The sequence below is a fragment of the Candidatus Omnitrophota bacterium genome, assembly GCA_021735655.1.
Classification (GTDB): Bacteria; Omnitrophota; Gorgyraeia; order Duberdicusellales; family 4484-171; genus JAHKAJ01.
In genome coordinates this window covers 1-20,769 of the sequence record JAIPGM010000010.1, presented here as the reverse complement: position 1 = coordinate 20,769, position 20,769 = coordinate 1, and the positions used below count along the sequence as shown (strand labels likewise).

The window sequence follows — 20,769 nt, the reverse complement described above, 5'->3', positions numbered from 1 at the left end:
TTGAATCATTATAAATCTATTCTCAGTTAAAGTCAACCCTCTGAATGCCGGTTGAAGACAAGAATAAGGCTAAAATTACATATCTTTTTCATCTCTGGCCATATCGGCAAACCGAGTAAACTCCTTTAAAAATGTCAAATGAATACTTCCTACTGGACCATTGCGTTGCTTTGCAATTATTACTTCGGCTGTACCTCGGTTAGCTTCAGTGGGATTATAATATTCCTCTCTAAACAATAAAACAACAACGTCAGCATCCTGCTCAATTGCTCCCGACTCTCGTAAATCAGAAAGTTTTGGACGATGGCCCTCTCGAGATTCAACAGCCCGAGACAGCTGGCTTACGGCAATAATTGGCACGCCGAGCTCTTTAGCCAGGGCCTTTAAACTTTGCGATATGTCTGAAATCTCCTGTTGGCGGCTATCACCACGCCGCATACCTCTAACTAATTGCAAATAATCTACTAAAAGCAACTGAACATCGTGATGGGCCTTTAGACGACGGGCTCTTGCCCGTAATTCAAAGACATTTATCGCCGGGGTATCATCAATATAAATCGGAGCTTCCGAAAGCTTACCAGCAGCACTGGTTAGAATCGGCCATTCCGAAGGAGCCAGGAATCCGGTTCTTACTCGATTAACCTCTACTTTGGCCAAAGAACACAAAAATCTTTGCATTAACTGTTCTTTGGACATTTCCAAACTAAAAATAGCGACCGGAATTTTTTCCTCAACTGCCACATGGGCAGCAATCGAAGTCACAAAGGCACTTTTACCCATTGATGGCCTTCCAGCGGCAATTATCAAGTCGCCTTTTTGTAATCCAGCAGTTTTTAAATCAAAATCCTTAAATCCGGTCGGTACCCCGGTTACATGAGACTTCTTATGGTAAAGAGATTCAATTAACTCTATTCCATCCTTAATAATATCCTTTATGTGAACATATCCACCTTCAACTCTTCGATCACTAATTTCAAAAATACGTTTTTCGGCTTCATCCAAAAGAGAACTAACCTCAGCTCCTCCCTTGTAAACCGAAGCAATAATATTAGTTGAGCTATCAATTAGCGAACGCAAAATACCTTTTTCTTTCACGATCCGAGCGTAACTGGTTGCTCCAGCAGAGGTAGGGATAAAATCAACAAGCGTAGTTAGGTAGGCTGAGCCTCCGGCTCGCTCAAGTAACTTATTTTTATTTAACTCTTCAGAAATAGTGAGGATATCTACTTTCTTGCGGACATCAAAAAGAGAAACAATACTATTATAAATTATTTTATGTTCGTTTTTATAAAAAGATTGCTCATCAACTAGCTCAATTATCTCAGGTATTGATTTTTCATCAAGCAGCATTGCCCCTAAAGTAGCCATTTCTGCTTCAATATTTTGAGGCGGAATTTTATCGAGATGTTGGGTAGGACTATCTACGCTCATCACTAAACCTAAAATTTAGCAGGACAACCTATTTATTTTTTAACAACCCAAAGACGCAAAATAGCTTCCACTTCAGGATGAAGCGATATTCTGACCTTATAAACACCAAGTTTACGTATCGGCTCATCAACCATAAACTTATTTTTTTCGATCTTTATACCTTCAGCTTCAAGAAGTTTAGCAATTTGAGATTCTTTAACTGCACCGTAAAGTTCTTCATTTTCCTTTGCTTCCGACGGAATCGTTAAGGAAATCTTTTCAATTTTCTCTTTAAGCTCGGAAAATTGTTTCTTTTGAATATCAACACTCTTTTGCTTGGCCTTCTTTAAATCTTCAAATCTCTTTAAACTGCCAGCATTAGCCCGCAAAGCTAATTTACGTGGAATAAGAAAATTGCGCGCATAACCGTCTTTGACCTCTTTGGTCTGGCCCTCTTTACCGAACTTACCTAAATCTGCAAGAAGTATTACTTTCACCTAATGCTCCTGTTTAATTTAAACCTGATTATGATTTTAAATTTTAAGAAAAAACTCTGCCGACGTAAGGAAGCAGATTCATAAAACGAGCTCGTTTTATTTCTCGAGATACCTTACGTTGGTGCTTCGCACAGTTGCCGCTAATCCGTCTTGACAAGATCTTGCCCCGTGAAGAAATATGATGCGCAAGTAACTCTATATTTTTGTAATCAATATCAAGAGTGGCCTTACAAAAACCACAATCCTTCTGGACTCGTACCCCCCTTTTAGGTAGGATTTTTTTATCTCTTGGTTTTCTTCTCAACATGTTAAATTGCTCCTGTATTCTTTGAAGTTTCACTTTCTAAATTTACAACCTCTTCCGGTGAATCCCCTAAATCAATCTCTTGAGAATTTTGAGTTTCCTGACGTTGACCACCAGACATGAATTGCACACGAGTAGCGATCACTTCCAGAGTACTACGATTTTTGCCCTCAGCATTCTGCCAATTACGTGACTGCAAACGCCCCTCAACCAAGACTTGCCTTCCTTTCTGTAAGTACTGATTGCAAACCTCGGCCATCTGACTCCAAACCACAACATTGACAAAACAAGTATCTTTCTGTGCCTGACCGGTTTTATCTTTAAATGTACGGTTTGAGGCTAAACGTAAGGTAGCCACAGCTGTCCCTTGAGGAGTATAACGCAACTCAGGGTCTTTAGTTAAATTGCCAACCAAAAATACCTTATTAAAACTTATCATATTCGCCTCCCTTTCAAGAATTCTCAGTCTTTACAATAGCTGCTTTAACCTGATGCTCTTTGTTAATTATAACACTGCGCAGTATTCGCTCTTCTAGGCGGATGGCTTCTTTAAGCTCATCGACCTTGTCATTAGCTAAAACGAAATTAATAAGCCAGTAACAACCTCGATCATATTTCTTCTTCTCGGCCCCTCTTGACTTTAAGACAAAATAGAAATTACGCTCCTTAGCCCATATCTTTGATACAGAAACCTTGCCTCCAAGGTCTTCTATCTTTTTAATAATCTTATTAAAAATTTCTTGCTGCTGATCCTCGGATATATCCGATCTAACAATCATCATACTTTCGTAATTTCGATTCACTTTTTTCTCCTCCTTAATGAGACTAACCTTGGCATCTAAAAAGCCTAAGACTTAGTCGAATTATACTTCTGCATAACAAACTCAGCATCTTTGCTGACCCAATCGCAACAAGCAAAAGCAGCCTTATTAATAATTTCCGGTAGAAATTTTAATTCCGAACCAGAAAAATCAGAAAGAACATAGTCAGCAGTATCGATCCTTGAATCTCTTCCGATGCCAACTCTTAGCCGATTTATCTGATCTGTTCCTAATGTCTCTACTATTGACTGCATGCCACGATGTCCTCCGGAAGAACCACTTTTCTTAAATTTAACCACTCCCAGCTCTAAATCGACATCGTCATAAACTACCAAGATATCGTCTAAAGAAAAACCATACTTTTTTTTAGCCGCCTTAAGGCATCGGCCTGAATTATTCATAAAGGTAGTTGGCTTAATGAAACAATAACTTTCCCCCGGTGTCGTTATCTTTGTAATCGCTATCAGCCCTCCAAGGCCAAACTTTCTTTTAAAAGAACTATTCTCAGTTTCAGCTATTTTCTCAACTATCCGATACCCTATATTATGTCTATTTTGTTTATACTGTATTCCGGGATTACCAAGGCCAAAAATGAATTTCACTTTATTTCTTTTCTTTATCTTCCTTGTCTTCTTTCTTGCCTTCCTTAGACTGATCTCCAGCTGCTTCCTTCTTTTCCTTAATAACCTCTGGCTCACCAGGTGGTGCTGCTTCAACTAAAGGCTCCTCTTCAACTTCTTCCTTCTTAGCCAAAGCTGTAACTATCGTAGCCTGAGGATCGGTAATTAACTTAAGTTTATCGGAAACAGCTAGGCTCTCGACATGAATAGATTTACCTATTTCTAAGCCAGAAATGTCTAAATCGATATGTTCTGGTATATCTAAAGGCAAACCTTCGACTTCCAGCTCACGCAAGATTTGCTCGATAACTCCATTCTCTTCTTTGACTTGCTTAGACTCACCCTTTAAAATAATCGGTATCTCAACTTTAATTTTTTCAGTCAAGGATACTTTAAGAAAATCTATATGTATCGGTGTCTCGGTCACTGGATTAAATTGAACGTCTTTTATTAAAACCGGTAAAGAAACTGATTCCTTACCTCCTTCTATCTGCATATCAATTACCGTGCTTTCTGAGAAATGTATTGCTCGTAAAATCTTCAAACTTTCAACCGGTACGGTTAAGGTAGCGTTCATATCTGAACTATAGACGACAGCCGGGACAAAACCCTCTTTTTTTAATCGCTTAACTATCTCTTTTCCTTTACCTTCCCTATTGCTTACTTTAATTTTTACTCTTTCCATAATTATTGCTTCTCCAATGAATTAAACAGGCCACTAATTGACTCTTCAAAATGAATTCTCTTTATCGCTTCAGCAAAAAGATTGCCTACAGAAATAACTTTTATTTTTTTACTTTTTTTAGCATCATCTAAAGGAATAGAGTCGGTAATAACCAAACCATCTATAGTCGACTTGTTAATTTTTGAAACTGCATCCCGAGATAAAATTCCATGAGTAATCGCTGCGAATACTTTATTGGCCCCGGCTTTTTTTATAGCCCTGGCAGCTTCAACTATTGAAGAACCAGTAGCAATTATATCATCAACCAAAATAACGTTTTTATCTTTAACTTCACCTAATATATGCATAACTTCTGTTGCTTCCGGTGAGTTCCTTCGCTTGTCAACGATAGCCAACCCGGCCTTAAACCGCTTAGCATAAGCCCTGGCCATCTTTATTCCTCCGACATCAGGAGAGACTATAACCAAATCTTTGATTTTTTTTCTTCGAAAATAATCAACAAAAACATTAATACCATATAAATGATCCAAAGGAATATCAAAAAACCCTTGAATTTGGCCAGCGTGTAAATCAAGCGTTAAAACTCGATCTGCTCCGGCGCCGGTCAAAATATTCGCCACCAACTTTGCAGTTATCGGTACTCGTGGCTGATCTTTCCGGTCTTGACGAGCGTAACCAAAATAAGGAATGACTGCAGTGATTCTTTTAGCGCTAGCCCGACGAAGAGCATCAAGCATGATTAATAATTCCATTAAATTTTCATTAACTGGTGGGCAAGTCGGTTGAATAATAAATACATCTTTTCCTCTTACGTTTTCACCAATTTCAACTCTAATCTCGCCGTCACTAAAATGCGTAGTAATAGCTTTAGCTAACTTTACATTAAGTTTCCCGCAAATCTTATTAGCAAGCTTCTTATTGACGCTACCGCTAAAAATTACCATTTTATCCATTAATCATCCTCGCTTCTTTAATTTTTTAGCTGGAACTCCCACAACCACCGTTCCTGACTTAACATTCCTAGTGACTACGCTTCCGGCCCCAGTTGTGCTATTCTTTCCTACTTCCAAAGGGGCAACTAAAATAGTATCTGAGCCGATAAAAGAACCTTTCCTAATGTAAGTTTTCTGCTTAAGTTTGCCGTCAAAATTAGCAGTAACTGTTCCGGCGCCGATGTTTACGTTATCCTCAACTACGGCATCGCCAATATAGCCAAAATGCTTCATTCTTACATTACGGCCAATCTTGCTACGATTAAGCTCAATAAAGTCACCGATATGCGAATTATCACCTATAGACGTACCTTTTCGCAGACGGGCAAAAGGTCCCAAAGAACAACAGCTGCCGATTATAACACCTTTCTCAATAAAGGTAAAGGGATAAATTACAGTGTTTTTACCAACTTTTACCCCGGCCTCAATGAAGGTAGTTTCCGGATCAATAACGTTAACTCCCCTATTTATAAGGCTTTCAATAATTCTTCTTTGCATAAGTCGTCTAGCCAAAGCTAGGTCTTGTTTGCTATTTATGCCTGTTATCTCTTGAAAGCTAGGCAAAAGGTAAGAACCTAAAATGGCTTTCTGCTGATAAAGAATTTCAACTATATCAGTAAGAAAATACTCTTTTTTCCGTTTATTCATTTTAATCTTCGCTAAATTTTTAACCAAGGTCTTACGTTCAAAACAATAAATCCCACTATTGACCTCTCCGAAAATCAAAAGTCCTCTACGACTATTTTTTAGCTCTATCTTTTCAGTAATACTTTTTAACTTTCCAAACTTATCATAAACTATTAGGCCAAGGGAATTCTCTCTTTCCATAACCGCAGTAAGCACGCAACAAGCAAGTTTTTTTCTTAAGTAAGAAGCAATAAATTTTTTAAGCGTTAGGTTAGTTATAAGCGGCGTATCGCCACAGACAACTAAAATATTACCATGCTTTGCTTTTTTACTCCCCAGCTGAACTGCTTTAGCTGTTCCATCTAATTTTTTCTGATTAACAAACTCTAAGTAATGTAAAACTTCCGGGAAGTTATTCCTTACTTCTTTTTTAACCAGCTCACCCTTATACCCAGTAACTACTACTATCTGTTTAACCTGTTTCTTCAAAAGCAGTAATTCAGCTATCACGTAATAAATTAACGGCTTCCCCATTAAACTCTCTAAAACCTTGGGCTGGGCAGAATTCATCCGCTTTCCTTTTCCTGCCGCCAAAACTATCGCCGTAAATTGTTTCATGTTTTTAAATTTCCTTAATAATATCTGCCCGGCCTGGACTCGAACCAGGAAGGGCAGCTCCAAAAGCTGCTGTGTTGCCAATTACACTACCGGGCAAAAATTAATCTATTAAATAAATAAAGATATGTTTAAAAGCTATTTAAAAAATCTGCGATTTAAGCTGTCTCTTCCGCCTTTGGTTCTTCTTTATATTCCCTCTTAGTCGGTGATTTCTTTTCCTGCTGATAGGCATCTAAAACCTTGGCCTGAAGATAATCGCGAAACTCTTGATTAATTGGGTGGGCTAAGTCCTGATGAGTCGCTTGTCGATTTTCTTCCATGCCCCTAGGAGCAGGCGGCAGCTGTACCCCACAATGGCTACAATGCTGACTCCCTACGTCAACTTTTTTTCCACAACGAGGACAGAACTGCTTAAGTTTTCTTGCTGGCATAGCAACAAATAAGCCGCTGTTTCCTTCAATCACTTTGATGTTCCTCACGACAAAAGAATTATCAAAAGTAATTGTTGCGTAAGCCTTGAGCCGCTTTCCCTCGCTTTCTCGAAGAGAAACTCTAACTTCTGTGATCTCCATCTCTTGCTACCTCCTTTTCACGATACTCATAGCTGTTTGGCACAAATATTCTAAAGATCAAAAACATCTATTCAAAAGGTCTGTGCCTTAAACACAGTCCAAGAAGACGGCAATCCTTTTTTAAAAATTCTCAGAGATGAAGAAGCCCCTATCGTGTAAAGCGCGCTACCGCTTCCGGTAACTTTAGTGAAAATTCCTTTATTGCTCAAATATTGCTTTGCTAGCTTTAATTCTCGACAAATATTACAAGCCTCTTTTTCTAAAACATTAAAAATGTTTTTCTTTATCAAAAAAATGTCACCCTCTGCGAGTGCGTACTGCAATATCTTAACACTATTGAAAAACTTTGTCAATTTCGCTTTCTGGCGGTCATAGACCTCTTTAGTTGATATGCTTTTTTTAGGCCAAATAATAAAATGAGAAAACTTTTTATCAATTTTCAATGGCATTAACTTTTCGCCCCTTCCTTTAAGCAAAGCAAACTTACTTTCGGAAATAAAAAAATTTACATCACTACCAAGCCTTGCCCCTAATTTATATAGCTCAGACTTATCTAATTTAAGGTCAAAAAGAGTATTTAAGACTATCAAGGTGCTGGCCGCATTAGAAGACCCTCCACCTAGGCCAGAGCCAACTGGGATATTCTTTTCTAACTTTATCGATAAGCCAAAAGGAATCTTGTAATGTTTTTTTATTAATTCGGCCGCCTTAACAATAAGATTATCTTTTGTCTGGAGGCTTTTATCATTTGAAAAAATTTTAATTTCCGGATCAGATTTAACGGTAATTTTAATTCTATCGTTTAGAGAGATACGCTCAACAATGCTTTCGATGCAATGATAGCCACCGGGATACTTACCTAATATATTAAGGTATAGGTTTATTTTGGCAGGACTTAAAATGCAGGCCTTACTGCCGCATGAGTTTTTTCGCTTTTTCAGCGATACAATCAGAGGAGAGACCATAAAAATCCATGAGCTCCTTAGGCGATCCTGATTGCCCAAACGAATCTTGGACCCCAATGCATTCGGTCTGAATCGGTTGTTTGCGAATTAAAACTTCGGCCACTGCTGAGAACAGACCTCCACGAACTTGATGTTCTTCGCAAACAAGAATCTTGCTATGACTTTTAGCTATATCTATAAGTAACTCTTCGTCAATCGGTTTTATCGTATGCATATTAACTATAGTTGGCGATATTTGATCTTTTTCAAGAATCTGACGGGCAGCCAATGCCTCTTGAACCATGGCTCCGCAAGCAATAATCGCCAGGCCTTCGCCGGAAGCGAGAATCTGGCCCTTACCAAGAATGAACTTACTTTTATTCTCTAAGGTAGGAACTTTTGAGCGTCCCAAACGAATATAGATTGGACCCTGAGCCTCATAAGCGGCAATGACCGCTTCCCTTGTCTGAGGTCCGTCAGCCGGAACCACTATCCGCATATTCGGAATAGCCCTGAAAAAATTTACATCTTCTAAAGCTTGATGAGATGCTCCGTCCTCACCAACACTTATCCCGCCATGAGTGGCGACAATCTTAACATTAAAGTTATTACTACAAATAGAATTTCGTACCTGGTCCAAAGCCCTAGCCGTAGCAAACATAGCAAAAGTTGAAGCGAAAACAATCTTTCCGCAACTGGCCATACCAGCTGCGGCAGCCATCATGTTTTGCTCAGCAACGCCAAAATTAAAAAACCGTTCAGGAAATTCTCGCTGAAAAAAAACGGTTCGAGTTGATCCGGAAAGATCAGCATCAAGAACAATTAAATTTTCGTCTTTATTACCCAGCTCAACTAAAGTTTGGCCGTAAACGTCTCGTGCATATAGCTTTTCCATATTATAACTCTTTTTCGTCCTGTTCAATATCTTGAAGTTCCTTAAAGGCAACTTCTTTTTCTTTCTCAGTCGGAGCTCTTCCGTGAAAATCAGCAACATGCTCCATGAAAGAAACCCCTTTACCCTTGACCGTATGAGCAACAATTATCGTTGGCTTTAAAGTAACTGTTCTTGCCTTACCAAAAGCCTGGACCAGTTCTTCAACATTGTGACCGTCACATTCAATAACATGCCAACCAAACGACTCCCACTTATTTACTAAGGGCTCAAGCGCCATCACCTCTTCTATCCGACCATCAATTTGAAAACGATTAAAATCGACAATCACACATAAATTATCCAACTTAAAATGAGCCGCAGCCATTGCTGCCTCCCAAATGTTTCCTTCCTGGCTCTCTCCGTCACCAATAAGACAATATGTCCGCCAGCTCTTCTTATCAAGCTTAGCAGTCAAAGCCATGCCTAAAGCTACCGAAATTCCCTGTCCGAGGGATCCACTGGCCACCTCAATGCCAGGAGTTCTTCGATCAGGATGCCCCTGTAAAATAGAACCGAATTTTCTCAAAGTAAATATCTCTTGCTTAGGAAAATATCCACTTAAAGCTAAGGCTGCATAAACTGCCGGGCAACAATGCCCCTTAGAAAGATGGAATCGATCACGATCAACCAAAGCAGGATTCTTAGGGTCATGGTTTAAAACCTCAAAATAAAGACAAGCAATTATGTCAGCTGAAGAAAGCGATCCTCCGGGATGGCCAGAGCCAGCCTCAGCCAACATTTGGATAATAAGCTTTCTGATATCGTTAGCTTTATTCTTTAAAAACTCAGTTTTATTTTTCATAGCGCTCAATCTTTTTCTTTAAAGAGCTGTGATTGGGAAAATGAGCTAAACCTTCTTTATAGTACTCAAGGCCTTTAGCCGGTTCTCCAGTCTCAGCATAAAGATCACCTAAATGTTCGAATATTTCCGGATCCTTGATGTTGGCTATTGCTTTCTCTAGATATTCTTTAGCTTTTTCTAAATTACCCAGTTTAAAATAAACCCAACCTAAGCTATCAAGATAAGCGCCATTTTCCGGTTCTTGTTCTAAAGCTTTTTCGATCATTGTTTTTGCCTGATCGAGATTCTCACCCTCAAGGGTATAAACATAACCTAATGAATTTAGAATCGGAGCGTGTGACTCATCAATTGCCAGCCCCTTTTTCCAAACATCAATTGCCTCTTTACGTCGGCCAGACTCATCATAAAGATAGCCCAACCAAAAAATTGCTCCGACATGATTCGGGTTGCTTTCAAGAATCTTCTCATAAACCTTTATTGCCTCGGTAGGTTTATTTTTGTAAAAATAAAACTGAGCTAAATATTCAGAAATTCCGAGATCTTTTGGTTTTAATTCGTGAGCCTTCTTTAAAAAATTTTCGTATTCGACTTCAAGCTGTTGATCGTCGTGAGTTAAAGAGTAAATAAAAATTAAAACTAAGGAGATATCAAGATTATCAGGGTCAGCCTTTTTTGCTTTGAGCAAAACTTCTTCGGCTTCATCCATTCGTTCTAAACGGATTAACGCTGCGGCTAGCTTCAAAGAGAGATGAACCGAATCAGGATCCTTATCTTTAGCAGCCCTAAAACTATCCAATGCGGTCTCATACTCCCCTCGCTGGAAATAATGAAGACCATTTAGATAATCACTATAAAGCTTAGTAACATTTTTTCGGCTTTTAGAAAAACAAGGAGAAACTAAAAAGGAAGGCACAAGAAATACAGCCAATAAGCAGACCAGAAGATGTTTTGGGTTAAGTTTTAACCCAGTTATAGGCTTCACTTTTATTCCTTGCTTTAACTCCAAGTAAGGTGGCGTTTTTTAAATATAAAATAGAAAAAGAGCATGGAACCCAAGATAAAAATAAGCTATTATTTAGACTTGTGTCTTTGCTGTTTTCTTCTTTTTTTAAACCAATGTCTTTTAACTTTCTTTAGCTTTCTTTTTTTTCCGCAAGGCATACTATCCTCTTAATAAATAACTTTATTTAAGGGGTATTCGATAATTCCTTGGGCTCCTTTTTCTTTAAGAAGCGGCAGAATTTCGCGCACCCGGCTTTCTTCAATAATTACTTCACAAGCAACCCAATCTTTTAAAGTTAAAGAAGAAATAGTTGGCTTCTTTAAGGCTGGCAAAAGCGCTAATATTTCTTCCAAATTTTCTTTCCTAATATTAAGTTTCAAACCCACTTTATCACGAGCCTCTAAGGCTCCTTTCAAAAGTAAAAGTATATAGTCAATTTTCTTTTTCTTCCAGCTATTCTTTACTGCTAATTTATTAGCGATAAATTGAGTACTCGACAAACAAATAGTAGCGATTTCCTTTAAACCATTGGCTCTAAGCGATTCACCGGTCTCAGTAAGCTCAACAATCGCATCAACTAGACCGCTTTTTACCTTAACTTCAGTTGCCCCCCAACTAAACTCAACATCAACCGGTATTTTTTTAGCTTTAAAAAACTTTTTAGTATAACCTAAAAGTTCGGTGGCGATGCGCTTGCCCTTCAAATCGGCTAGCTTCTTTATTTTAGAATCATCCTTTACTGCAACTACCCAACGTACCTTATTAAGCGTGCGTTTTGCATAACGCAGTTCAGCCAAACGTAAAACGTCCGATGAATTCTCTAAAACCCAATCTTCTCCGGTGATCCCGCAGTCAAGTACTCCTTCTTCAACATAGCGAGACATCTCCTGAGCCCTAACCATAACCACCTTTACCTGAGAATCGTCGATAGTCGGAAAATACGACCGACTGCTAGTATAGATATTAAAACCGGCCATCCGAAAAAGCTCGACGGTTTTTTCCTGTAAACTTCCCTTAGGTATGCCTAACTTTAATACATCCATAATCTTATACTATTTAATAGTTTATGTCTCAACGAGGTTAGATTATACACTGCACTAATTAAATTGTAAAGAAAAATGTTAGCTGAATAAGATAGAAATAGAGATACCCGGTTTTATTGAGTTATTTTATAAAAAACAGCAACTATATTCAAATTTAACCCTTGTAAGCGTTTTCACGAATACTTTCATAACCTCTTGAAACACAAGGGAAAAAGATGTTATCCTTTAGTGAAGGCTCTCTGTCCTAGAGAGTCAAAAGCCACGGACCCTCTCTCCGTTTTCGGGGAGGGGGGTCTTCTTAATGAATAAGGCGTTTCTCGTATTAGGAGAAACGCCTTATTCATTTATAATCGATTTTTTAACCTAGTTTACTTTGTTTGGCAACCTGTTGAACAACTATTTTGGTCGCAGCTCTTTGATCCTGGACATTCACCGGTCCAGCAGTAAAGACAAAGTTTCTCCTTAGGTAAGCCGATTGCCTCAACCATATCGTCTACGGTTTGATACCTAAGAGTGGTAACTTGTAAATCCTTGGCAATCCAATCCAACATTTCCTTATATTTTTGAGAATTCGGATCAAGGTACTCGGATAAGTCTTTTATATCGCGACCCTCCAAGCTTCGGATTGCCCGACGAGCTACAAGCTCGTCACTGCTGCGAGTTGAAAGGTTAAATCGACAATGAAACATAAGCGGCGGACAAGCCGGCCGAACATGAATTTCCTTAGCTCCTGAATCCCAAAGTTTTTTTACGGTAAAATTCTTCAATTGAGTTCCCCGAACAATTGAATCTTCACAAACAACGATTCGGTTGCCATCAATAATTTCCTTAATCGAAATTAGTTTCATCTTCGCTATTAAATCGCGGGTAACTTGAGAAGGTGGAATATAACTACGGCCATATCCGGGAGTATATTTAACTAAAGGTCTGCGGTAAGGTTTACCACTCTCGATAGCATAACCAATAGCATGAGCTGCCCCAGAATCAGGAACTCCTGAAACAACATCTACCTCTATATCTTTATCGCCACGGGCAAGCTGACGACCACAACGCTCCCTTACGATTTCGGTATTGATACCTTCGTAACTTGAAGCCGGAAATCCAGTGTAAATCCAGAAAAAAGCACAAATTTGATTAGTGCTGCCACCGGGTTTCTTCTGCTCCATTCCCTTTTCGGTAACTAAAACTATCTCGCCCGGTTCTAAATATTTAACTATTTTAAAATCATTATTCACAAAACTACAACTTTCTGATGTAATTGCCATAGCATCAGCACGCTGGCCGACTACAAGCGGAGTGTAGCCGAACTTGTCTCTAGCAGCATATACACCATCCTTATTAAGCAATAAAAGAGAACAAGATCCTTGAATTTTAGCAAACGCTTGCTCGATACCATCAATTAAATCTTTACCTTGATTAATTAACTTTGCTACTAGTTCAGTCTCGTTAACTTCATATTTGCTTATCTCGGTAAAAGAAACCCCCCCCCTAAGAAGATCTTTTGCTAATTCAGAAATATTCTCAATTAATCCATTAGTAACAATACAAAAAGGGCCAAATTTAGAATTTAAATACATCGGCTGCTCTTCTAGAGCACTTATAACACCAATGCCCTTATTGCCCTTCATCTGCTTATATTCATCATAAAATTTAGATTTAAATTGAGTTTGGGCAATATTGTGTATTTGCCGCTGGAAGGTCTCACCTAACACTGCCATGCCACCGTATTCAGTTCCTAAATGCGAATGATAATCTGTACCATAAAGTATAATCTCTGCACAATTATTTTTAGAAACTGCTCCAAAAATTCCACTCATAGCTTTACCTCCTAATCAAATCGTTTTCAGAACTTAGTTGTACTTATACAACAAAAAGACTCTTAGAAGAAAAATTAGGGTCACTAGTAAGATTAACCCCTAAACTCCTTAAACCGGCTTCATCGCCGGGGGCCGGAATATGCGTCGTATGAACTTCACAGCCTTTTAATTCTTTTAACTTTTCTATAGCTAACTGGGTAGTTGGATTAGTAGTCGCGCTTATACTTAAAGCAATAAGTGTCTCCTCTAAATCTAAGCTCAAATCAGCACTACTAGATAAACTCTTCTTTAAATCTTCAATCGATTTAAGTATTACCGGTGATAATAGATGAATCTTATCAGGAATTTCGGCCAATTCTTTTATCGCATTTAAAATTAAACTTGAAGGAGCATTCATTAAAGAAGAGTTCTTTCCGGTTACGATTGATCCGTCTTTTAACTCGATAGCTGCACCGCAAAAGATATCTCCGTTAACTTTACCCTTGCCCTGTGCTTGCTTAGCAGATTCATGGGCCGGGGCAACTACTACTCTGTCTTGAGGATCAAGTTTAAGCTCTTTCATTACCAATTCGCATCTTTCAACTGTTCCCTTATCAACAAAACCCATTACATATTCACAACGATAGCGAAAATATCTGCGAATAATCTCTTGTTTGGCTGCTTCCCTAACGACTGCATCGTCAACAATCCCAAATCCAGCTCGGTTCACCCCCATATCAGTCGGAGATTTATAAAACGATTCGTCCTTAGTTATCTTTTCTAAAATTCTCCGCAACAAGGGAAAAGCGTCTACGTCGCGATTGTAATTGATTGATGTCTCAGCATAAGTTTCCAAATGAAAAGGATCTACTAAGTTAAAATCTCTTAAATCAGCAGTAGCTGCCTCATAGGCAATATTTACCGGATGTTTAAGCGGGATGTTCCAAATTGGAAAAGTTTCAAACTTAGCGTAGCCAGCCTTTACGCCTCTTTTGTACTCATGATAACACTGAGAAAGGCAGGTAGCTAACTTTCCACTCCCTGGGCCAGGTCCGGTGACCACGACCAACGGCTTTTCGGTTTCAATATAGGCATTTGCACCATAGCCTTTATCACTAACTACCAAATCTACATCAGTAGGATAGCCCTTAGTAAATCGATGAGTATGAACCTTTACTCCTCTCCGCTCGAGTTTATTTTTAAAAATTATTGCTGAAGGCTGATCTTCAAAACGAGTAATCACTACTGCCGCAACATTGATCTCCCAAGCTCTTAAATCATCTATCAGCTTAAGCGCGTCGACATCATAGGTAATGCCAAAATCGGCTCGCACTTTTCTTCTTTCAATATCGCCAGCATAGATACAAAGAATAATATCGGCCTTATCTTTCAACTTTTGCAAAAGCCGCATCTTCACGTTAGGATCAAATCCCGGTAAAACTCTTGAAGCATGATAATCAAAAACGATTTTTCCACCAAACTCTAGATAGAGCTTATTATTAAACCTTTCCACCCGCTCAAGAATTGCCTGGCTCTGTTCTTCTAAATACTTCTCATTATCAAAACCGATTTTTTTTACCATTATATTCTCCAAATTAAACAAGCAACCGGTAATAATCCTGTAAAGACTTTGGCGGACACTTCGCGCCGATAGCAGATTCTATTCCCTCAACGCTGGCTTGAGCAGCAGCCATTGATGTTATATAAGGAATTTTCTGTTGGATAGCTAGCATTCGAATATAGCTATCATCATGCTTGCTGTTACGTCCAGCGGGAGTATTGATAACTAAATGAATCTCTTTATTTTTTATCAAATCTGCAATGTTCGGTCTTCCTTGATGCAACTTTTTTATCAAAATACTCTCTACGCCCCCTTTTTCCAAAAAGCTACTTGTCCCCTCAGTAGTGTAAATATTGAACCCTAACTTTTTAATTTTTTTAGCAATCGGTAGCAGCTCCGACTTATCCTTATCATTCACGGTCAAAAGAACATTACCAGCTAAAGGTAAAGCAGTACCGGCTGCAGCCTGAGCCTTATAAAAAGCCGCTCCAAAAGTTTCGCCAATGCCCATAACCTCCCCAGTTGCCCTCATCTCAGGACCTAGCAACGGATCTACTTCAGGAAACATATTAAAAGGAAAAACCGCTTCCTTCACTCCGACATAAGGTAACTTTCGAGTTTTTAGTTCAGGGAAATCTGCAATCTTTTTACCAAGCATAAGCTGAGTAGCGATCCTAGCCATAGAGGTTCCAGTAATCTTAGAAACAATCGGAACTGTACGTGAAGCTCTAGAATTTGCCTCTAAGATATAAACTTTATCATCACAAATAGCATACTGTATATTCATTAATCCAATTACCTTAAGTTCTTTGGCAATCTTAACCGTATATTCGTCTATTGTCTTTAGCTGCTCCTGAGTAACAGTTCTAGTAGGTATGGCACAGGCCGAATCTCCGGAATGAACTCCAGCTAGCTCAATATGCTCCATAACCGCAGCAACAAAAGCATCTTGACCATCAGCCAAGGCGTCAACCTCAACTTCAACCGCATGCTCTAGAAACTTATCAATAAGCATCGGATGCTCCGGGCTAACCTTTATTGCTTCCTTGGCGTACTTTTGTAAAGCTTCTTCATCATAGATAACCTCCATACCTCGACCACCAAGCACATAGGAAGGTCGAACCATCAGCGGAAAACCAATTTCTCTAGCAATCTTTAAAGCTTCTTCGAGTGATCTTGCTGTGCCGCTTTCTGGTTGAGGAATTTCCAATTTTATCATCTTTTCTCGAAAACGCTCTCGGTCTTCGGCCAAATCTATACTCTCCGGTGTTGTACCAAGAATATTTACCCCATTTTCTTTTAACTCTTTAGCCAAGTTTAAAGGAGTTTGACCTCCAAATTGAACAATTGCTCCAATCGGCTTTTCTTTATCGTAGATTGCTAAAACATCTTCAATGGTTAAAGGCTCAAAATATAACTTGTCAGAAGTATCATAATCAGTAGAGACTGTCTCGGGATTGCAATTGACCATTATCGATTCATAGCCTTCATCACGAAGAGTAAAAGCCGCATGCACACAGGTATAGTCGAACTCAATACCCTGGCCAATACGATTAGGTCCGCCACCCAAAATCATTATTTTTTTATTATCGGAAACTTCAACTTTATCTTTAGCATTATAGGTTGAATAGTAATAAGCGGCATTTTCCACACCACTGACCGGAACTGGCTCATAGGCAACTTTTTTTCCAATGGCCAAACGTTTAGTTCTAACTTCTTTTTCCTTAATATTAAACAATCCGGCTAGATAACGGTCAGAAAAACCCCACTCTTTAGCTTTAGCTAATTTTTCATTAGGTAAGTCTTTCCATGAACTTTTAAGTAATTCCTCTTCAAATTGAACTAACTCCTGCATCTCCTTAAGAAACTGACGACCGATAAAGGTTAGCTGATAAAGCTCTTCAACGCTCATCCCTTTACGCAAAGCCTCATAAATAATAAACACCCGCTCACTGGAAGGCTGAGCTAATTTTTCTTTTAGTTTGTCTAAAGAAAGTTCTTTAAAATTCTTTGCTCCGCCTAAACCATACCTTTTACTTTCTAAAGAACGAATCGCTTTTTGAAACGATTCCTTAAAAGTTTTGGCTATGCTCATTACCTCTCCAACTGCCTTCATCTGTGTACCCAAAACATCTTTTGCCGCCGGAAATTTCTCAAAAGCCCAACGGGCAAATTTAATTACCACATAGTCGCCCCAAGGCTCGTATTTATCAAGAGTCCCTTTTCTCCAATAAGGAATTTCATCCAGGGTTAATCCGGCTGCTAATTTGGTTGAAATCCGGGCAATCGGAAAACCAGTAGCTTTAGAAGCTAGGGCTGAGGAACGTGAGGTTCGAGGGTTAATCTCAATTACCACCAGACGATCATCAACTAGATTATGAGCAAACTGAATATTAGTACCGCCAACAACCTCTATCGCATCAACAATTTTATAAGAAAGCTCTTGCATCCGCTTTTGTAGCTTCTCCGGCACCGTAAACATTGGTGCAGTACAAAAACTATCTCCAGTATGTACCCCCATCGCATCAATATTTTCGATAAAGCAAACAGTGATCTTTTTATTATTAGCATCACGGACCACTTCCAGCTCTAGTTCTTCCCAACCAATAACTGACTCTTCAACCAAAACCTGATTAACTATGCTTACCGCCAAACCTCTAGCCACTATCGTTCTTAACTCTTCAACATTGTAGGCAATTCCTCCTCCGGTTCCCCCCATGGTGTAAGCTGGACGCAAAACTACCGGATAGCCCAACTCTGAGGCTATTTTTTCAGCTTCTTCAACTGAATGACTAGGAGCAGAACGAGCCATTTCTATGCCCAACTTATTCATTGTCTCTTTAAAAGCAATACGATCTTCGCCTCTTTCAATAGCGTCAGCCTTAACCCCAATAATCTCAACACCGTACTTCTCTAAAATACCGGTTTTAAAAAGACCTGATGAAAGATTAAGCCCGGTCTGACCACCCAAATTAGACAAAAGACCATCAGGCCTTTCAATTTTAATAATTTCCTCTAGACTTTCTATAGTCAGAGGTTCAATATAGGTTTTATCAGCTGTACCAGGATCGGTCATGATCGTGGCTGGATTAGAGTTAACTAAAACTACCTCATAGCTCTCTTCTTTTAAAGCCTTGCAAGCTTGAGTGCCAGAATAGTCAAATTCGCACGCCTGGCCGATGATTATCGGACCAGAACCAATAATTAAAACTTTTTTAATATCTTTGCGTCTTGCCATTTACTTTTACCTCCCAGTTGATTAAACGCTGTAAAAAAAGTGCCCAATTTTTGTGCATTCTAAGTCAAAAAAAATGAACCCCTCAAAAATAGTGAAAGCGCCCCTTCACTTCGCTGTAAGTAAAAAGGACGCCTTTGTCATCTCCACCATAAATACTTAGAATAAAGGATAACAAAATTATAAAAAATGTCAAGATTTTTTTAGAAAAATAGAAACTATCTTTAAAAATAACTTCGGGCTAGACGAAAAAAGAAAATTCTGTTATGATTAATATCATGAAACACCAAATTAAAACCGGAGTAAGCTTTGGCCTAACTTCCGGCATTATTACTACTCTCGGACTTATGGTCGGACTACATTCAGGAACTAACTCGAGATTAGCGGTTATCGGCGGGATAATAATCATTGCGATAGCTGATGCTTTCAGTGATGCTTTAGGCATACATGTCTCTGAAGAGGCTGAAAACAAACATAGCCACAAAGAAATATGGGAAACAACTATCTACACCTTTCTCTCAAAATTTATTGTTTCTCTCAGTTTTATAGCCCCCCTATTACTCTTAAAGCTTAAAACCGCAATCACCCTGAGTGTATTTTGGGGGATTCTGCTTCTAGTTGCCTTTAATTTTTATATTGCTCGAGGCCAAGAAAAACGCCCCTGGAAGGTTGTCGCAGAACACCTTTTAATAGCCCTAGTTGTAATTATCCTCGCTCACCATATCGGTGATTGGGTTCATTCAGTCCTTGGTTAACCTTTAACCACAATGCTTTCTTCGGGATGCTCAGTAACCGTAAAATAAACATCTGGCTTCTCGGGATTCAAAGTTATATCTTTTTTTAAAATCTTTGCAATCTCTTCGCAAGCTAACTCCTCACCCAAGCTAACTACTTGAAAAATTCTTATTCTCTCCTCTTTGTTTTTTAACATTTCGCACCTCCTTTCTACCTACTATTATTCTATCGCTAGCAATGAAACGAATCAATAACTAGGAGGTGCCTGACTGTAAACGCTTCCAATAAAAAAAGGGAACGGGTCTATCAACAGATCCGTTCCCTTTGCATATGCAACTTATTTCCTAAGCAGCGTAGATGAGCAAAACTCCAAAAGCTAAAGATAGTATCGCAAACCGGCGCAAAGCTTTTGGCGGACGTTTAGTAAACTTTTCGGCGAAAGCAATTACCTTTTTAGAACCTAAGGCAAACAAGGCCACACCCTTAATTAAGCTCATAATGCTGAAAACAACAATAATCCAAGGAATGCTACATCTAGCAGCGGCAATCAGAAAAACAATGCCAACTAAAATGCTCAACAACCCACCCATGTAAAGATGGTTCTCCTGCATCCAAAAATTTAACCATTTCTTTATCTGGTCTGGTTTTAAGAAAAAAATTACTCCGAGAGCAAAAACAGCCATACCAACTAACTTAACCAATCCAACCATACCCACCTCCTAACTTAACCTAACGACCAGCCTTACCTTTTCTTTTTTTAACCTTGAATTCACTACTAGACGGTAAAAAATCATAACTTGAAGAATTAAAACTCGAAGAGCTTACCGACTCTGAAAGGGCAAACTTTCCACTCGATACAGAACGTCTTTTTCCAAACAAATAATATTTTCGATCAATGACAACAGCCCGATACTTATAATTCATTAACTCCTTTGTTGATGGCTTAACTTCGACTGAATCAAAACCAATATCACTTGAACTGCCTAAAAACTCTTTTTTTTCTAATTTTAAATCCTTAGAACTTTCCTTAAACTTACCTTCGGGACCTAAAAACTCCTCACTCGAAGGTAGAAACTTACCTTTGCTCTTAGCCTCTGCCAAACTAAAACTCAAAAGCAGGGTTATAACCGACAATAAACAGCCTGTAACCACGATCTTCTTCAACTTATTCTCCAATCATTTCCCTTTTTAACTACTTCTAACAGCCCTATTATAGCGGTTTAACTGAGTATCGGCAAGGAAAATAGTGCTAATTTGCATTTTGTCAATGAAATTGGACCTTTTTTTTCGACAAAATATTAAAATTTATACTTGACAATTGTCAAATAATGTTTTACAATTGTAAATGAGACTTGTACTTGACATTTCGAATGTCAAGGATTTAGTCGAATTTACCCTTGATAAATTAACATTTATCAAGGGTTTATGCAATATTAAAGGAGATGATACGATAATTGTTCAATGATAGTTGGTGAAAACTCTGGATTATCAGTAGAATAAATAGATAGTCACAGAGTAGATAGGTTATAGGTTGTATTGTTTTTCTGGGGCTTAATTGACCCCGTAAAGG

At 38.7% G+C, this 20,769-nt stretch carries 22 protein-coding genes and 1 tRNA gene; 1 reads left to right on the top strand and 22 read right to left on the bottom strand.

The features are described 5' to 3' along the window. Nucleotides 1-75 precede the first annotated feature (75 nt). The 19 genes from dnaB to carB form a co-directional block, all read right to left on the bottom strand. Nucleotides 76-1,431 (bottom strand): replicative DNA helicase, encoded by a 1,356-nt coding sequence (gene dnaB, locus K9L86_07315; GenBank protein MCF7908658.1) that lies wholly within the window; start codon nt 1,429-1,431, stop codon nt 76-78. A gap of 32 nt (nt 1,432-1,463) precedes the next feature. Next, the gene (gene rplI / locus K9L86_07310) at nt 1,464-1,907 is read right to left on the bottom strand and encodes a 50S ribosomal protein L9 (protein MCF7908657.1); all 444 of its coding nucleotides are present in this window, start codon (nt 1,905-1,907) and stop codon (nt 1,464-1,466) included. A gap of 43 nt (nt 1,908-1,950) precedes the next feature. Then, nucleotides 1,951-2,214 carry a 30S ribosomal protein S18 gene (gene rpsR / locus K9L86_07305; protein MCF7908656.1) on the bottom strand — a complete coding sequence of 88 codons (264 nt, stop codon included), beginning with the start codon at nt 2,212-2,214 and terminating at the stop codon, nt 1,951-1,953. Nucleotide 2,215: 1 nt separating this feature from the next. Next, a complete protein-coding gene (gene ssb, locus K9L86_07300; GenBank protein MCF7908655.1) occupies nt 2,216-2,650 on the bottom strand; it encodes a single-stranded DNA-binding protein in 435 nt (144 codons plus the stop codon). A 13-nt stretch (nt 2,651-2,663) separates the two neighbouring features. Beyond that, nucleotides 2,664-3,014 (bottom strand): 30S ribosomal protein S6, encoded by a 351-nt coding sequence (gene rpsF, locus K9L86_07295; protein MCF7908654.1) that lies wholly within the window; start codon nt 3,012-3,014, stop codon nt 2,664-2,666. A gap of 44 nt (nt 3,015-3,058) precedes the next feature. After that, nucleotides 3,059-3,634 carry an aminoacyl-tRNA hydrolase gene (gene pth / locus K9L86_07290; GenBank protein MCF7908653.1) on the bottom strand — a complete coding sequence of 192 codons (576 nt, stop codon included), beginning with the start codon at nt 3,632-3,634 and terminating at the stop codon, nt 3,059-3,061. Between the two features lies 1 nt (nt 3,635). Continuing rightward, nucleotides 3,636-4,337 (bottom strand): 50S ribosomal protein L25, encoded by a 702-nt coding sequence (locus K9L86_07285; protein MCF7908652.1) that lies wholly within the window; start codon nt 4,335-4,337, stop codon nt 3,636-3,638. 2 nt (nt 4,338-4,339) lie between these two features. Next, nucleotides 4,340-5,290, bottom strand: coding sequence for a ribose-phosphate pyrophosphokinase (locus tag K9L86_07280; GenBank protein MCF7908651.1), 951 nt, complete (start codon nt 5,288-5,290; stop codon nt 4,340-4,342). A gap of 3 nt (nt 5,291-5,293) precedes the next feature. Then, nucleotides 5,294-6,574, bottom strand: a complete 1,281-nt coding sequence (locus tag K9L86_07275) for an NTP transferase domain-containing protein (GenBank protein ID MCF7908650.1) — start codon at nt 6,572-6,574, stop codon at nt 5,294-5,296. Nucleotides 6,575-6,598: 24 nt separating this feature from the next. After that, a tRNA-Gln gene (locus tag K9L86_07270) sits at nt 6,599-6,670 on the bottom strand. 59 nt (nt 6,671-6,729) lie between these two features. After that, entirely contained in the window at nt 6,730-7,146 is a 417-nt protein-coding gene (locus tag K9L86_07265; GenBank protein MCF7908649.1) for a septation protein SpoVG family protein, read from the bottom strand. A 71-nt stretch (nt 7,147-7,217) separates the two neighbouring features. Next, entirely contained in the window at nt 7,218-8,111 is an 894-nt protein-coding gene (ispE, locus tag K9L86_07260) for a 4-(cytidine 5'-diphospho)-2-C-methyl-D-erythritol kinase (GenBank protein ID MCF7908648.1), read from the bottom strand. Beyond that, a complete protein-coding gene (locus K9L86_07255) occupies nt 8,056-8,985 on the bottom strand; it encodes a transketolase family protein (protein ID MCF7908647.1) in 930 nt (309 codons plus the stop codon). Before K9L86_07255 ends, ispE begins: the two co-directional genes overlap by 56 nt. A gap of 1 nt (nt 8,986) precedes the next feature. After that, the gene (locus K9L86_07250) at nt 8,987-9,826 is read right to left on the bottom strand and encodes a transketolase (GenBank protein ID MCF7908646.1); all 840 of its coding nucleotides are present in this window, start codon (nt 9,824-9,826) and stop codon (nt 8,987-8,989) included. Continuing rightward, nucleotides 9,816-10,808, bottom strand: coding sequence for a tetratricopeptide repeat protein (locus K9L86_07245; protein MCF7908645.1), 993 nt, complete (start codon nt 10,806-10,808; stop codon nt 9,816-9,818). The genes K9L86_07250 and K9L86_07245 overlap by 11 nt, the downstream gene beginning before the upstream one ends. 188 nt (nt 10,809-10,996) lie before the next feature. Next, nucleotides 10,997-11,872 carry an ATP phosphoribosyltransferase gene (gene hisG / locus K9L86_07240; GenBank protein MCF7908644.1) on the bottom strand — a complete coding sequence of 292 codons (876 nt, stop codon included), beginning with the start codon at nt 11,870-11,872 and terminating at the stop codon, nt 10,997-10,999. A gap of 368 nt (nt 11,873-12,240) precedes the next feature. Beyond that, nucleotides 12,241-13,689, bottom strand: coding sequence for an amidophosphoribosyltransferase (locus tag K9L86_07235; GenBank protein ID MCF7908643.1), 1,449 nt, complete (start codon nt 13,687-13,689; stop codon nt 12,241-12,243). A gap of 43 nt (nt 13,690-13,732) precedes the next feature. Next, nucleotides 13,733-15,250 (bottom strand): DUF1846 domain-containing protein, encoded by a 1,518-nt coding sequence (locus K9L86_07230; protein ID MCF7908642.1) that lies wholly within the window; start codon nt 15,248-15,250, stop codon nt 13,733-13,735. Between the two features lie 13 nt (nt 15,251-15,263). After that, complete coding sequence (carB, locus tag K9L86_07225; GenBank protein ID MCF7908641.1) at nt 15,264-18,467, bottom strand: carbamoyl-phosphate synthase large subunit; 3,204 nt, start codon at nt 18,465-18,467, stop codon at nt 15,264-15,266. A 275-nt stretch (nt 18,468-18,742) separates the two neighbouring features. On the opposite strand from carB, the gene K9L86_07220 reads away from it, so the two are divergent. Beyond that, nucleotides 18,743-19,219: a hypothetical protein gene (locus K9L86_07220; GenBank protein ID MCF7908640.1), complete on the top strand. Its 477-nt coding sequence runs from the start codon at nt 18,743-18,745 to the stop codon at nt 19,217-19,219. Here the strand turns inward: K9L86_07220 and K9L86_07215 are convergent. The 3 genes from K9L86_07215 to K9L86_07205 form a co-directional block, all read right to left on the bottom strand. Next, a complete protein-coding gene (locus tag K9L86_07215) occupies nt 19,216-19,395 on the bottom strand; it encodes a hypothetical protein (protein ID MCF7908639.1) in 180 nt (59 codons plus the stop codon). The genes K9L86_07220 and K9L86_07215 overlap by 4 nt on opposite strands. Nucleotides 19,396-19,543: 148 nt before the next feature. Next, on the bottom strand, nt 19,544-19,909 hold the full coding sequence (locus K9L86_07210; protein ID MCF7908638.1) for a hypothetical protein: 366 nt from the start codon (nt 19,907-19,909) through the stop codon (nt 19,544-19,546). A gap of 19 nt (nt 19,910-19,928) precedes the next feature. Beyond that, a complete protein-coding gene (locus tag K9L86_07205; GenBank protein MCF7908637.1) occupies nt 19,929-20,363 on the bottom strand; it encodes a hypothetical protein in 435 nt (144 codons plus the stop codon). Nucleotides 20,364-20,769 lie beyond the last annotated feature (406 nt).

Coding starts and splice junctions, on each gene's coding strand:
- K9L86_07280 (MCF7908651.1), bottom strand. CDS start 5,290: ATGGATAAAATGGTAATTTTTAGCGGTAGCGTCAATAAGAAGCTTGCT.
- K9L86_07220 (MCF7908640.1), top strand. CDS start 18,743: ATGAAACACCAAATTAAAACCGGAGTAAGCTTTGGCCTAACTTCCGGC.
- K9L86_07250 (MCF7908646.1), bottom strand. CDS start 9,826: ATGAAAAATAAAACTGAGTTTTTAAAGAATAAAGCTAACGATATCAGA.
- ispE (MCF7908648.1), bottom strand. CDS start 8,111: ATGGTCTCTCCTCTGATTGTATCGCTGAAAAAGCGAAAAAACTCATGC.
- rpsR (MCF7908656.1), bottom strand. CDS start 2,214: ATGTTGAGAAGAAAACCAAGAGATAAAAAAATCCTACCTAAAAGGGGG.
- dnaB (MCF7908658.1), bottom strand. CDS start 1,431: ATGAGCGTAGATAGTCCTACCCAACATCTCGATAAAATTCCGCCTCAA.
- K9L86_07215 (MCF7908639.1), bottom strand. CDS start 19,395: ATGTTAAAAAACAAAGAGGAGAGAATAAGAATTTTTCAAGTAGTTAGC.
- carB (MCF7908641.1), bottom strand. CDS start 18,467: ATGGCAAGACGCAAAGATATTAAAAAAGTTTTAATTATTGGTTCTGGT.
- hisG (MCF7908644.1), bottom strand. CDS start 11,872: ATGGATGTATTAAAGTTAGGCATACCTAAGGGAAGTTTACAGGAAAAA.
- K9L86_07230 (MCF7908642.1), bottom strand. CDS start 15,250: ATGGTAAAAAAAATCGGTTTTGATAATGAGAAGTATTTAGAAGAACAG.
- K9L86_07255 (MCF7908647.1), bottom strand. CDS start 8,985: ATGGAAAAGCTATATGCACGAGACGTTTACGGCCAAACTTTAGTTGAG.
- K9L86_07285 (MCF7908652.1), bottom strand. CDS start 4,337: ATGGAAAGAGTAAAAATTAAAGTAAGCAATAGGGAAGGTAAAGGAAAA.
- K9L86_07265 (MCF7908649.1), bottom strand. CDS start 7,146: ATGGAGATCACAGAAGTTAGAGTTTCTCTTCGAGAAAGCGAGGGAAAG.
- ssb (MCF7908655.1), bottom strand. CDS start 2,650: ATGATAAGTTTTAATAAGGTATTTTTGGTTGGCAATTTAACTAAAGAC.
- K9L86_07210 (MCF7908638.1), bottom strand. CDS start 19,909: ATGGTTGGATTGGTTAAGTTAGTTGGTATGGCTGTTTTTGCTCTCGGA.
- K9L86_07235 (MCF7908643.1), bottom strand. CDS start 13,689: ATGAGTGGAATTTTTGGAGCAGTTTCTAAAAATAATTGTGCAGAGATT.
- K9L86_07275 (MCF7908650.1), bottom strand. CDS start 6,574: ATGAAACAATTTACGGCGATAGTTTTGGCGGCAGGAAAAGGAAAGCGG.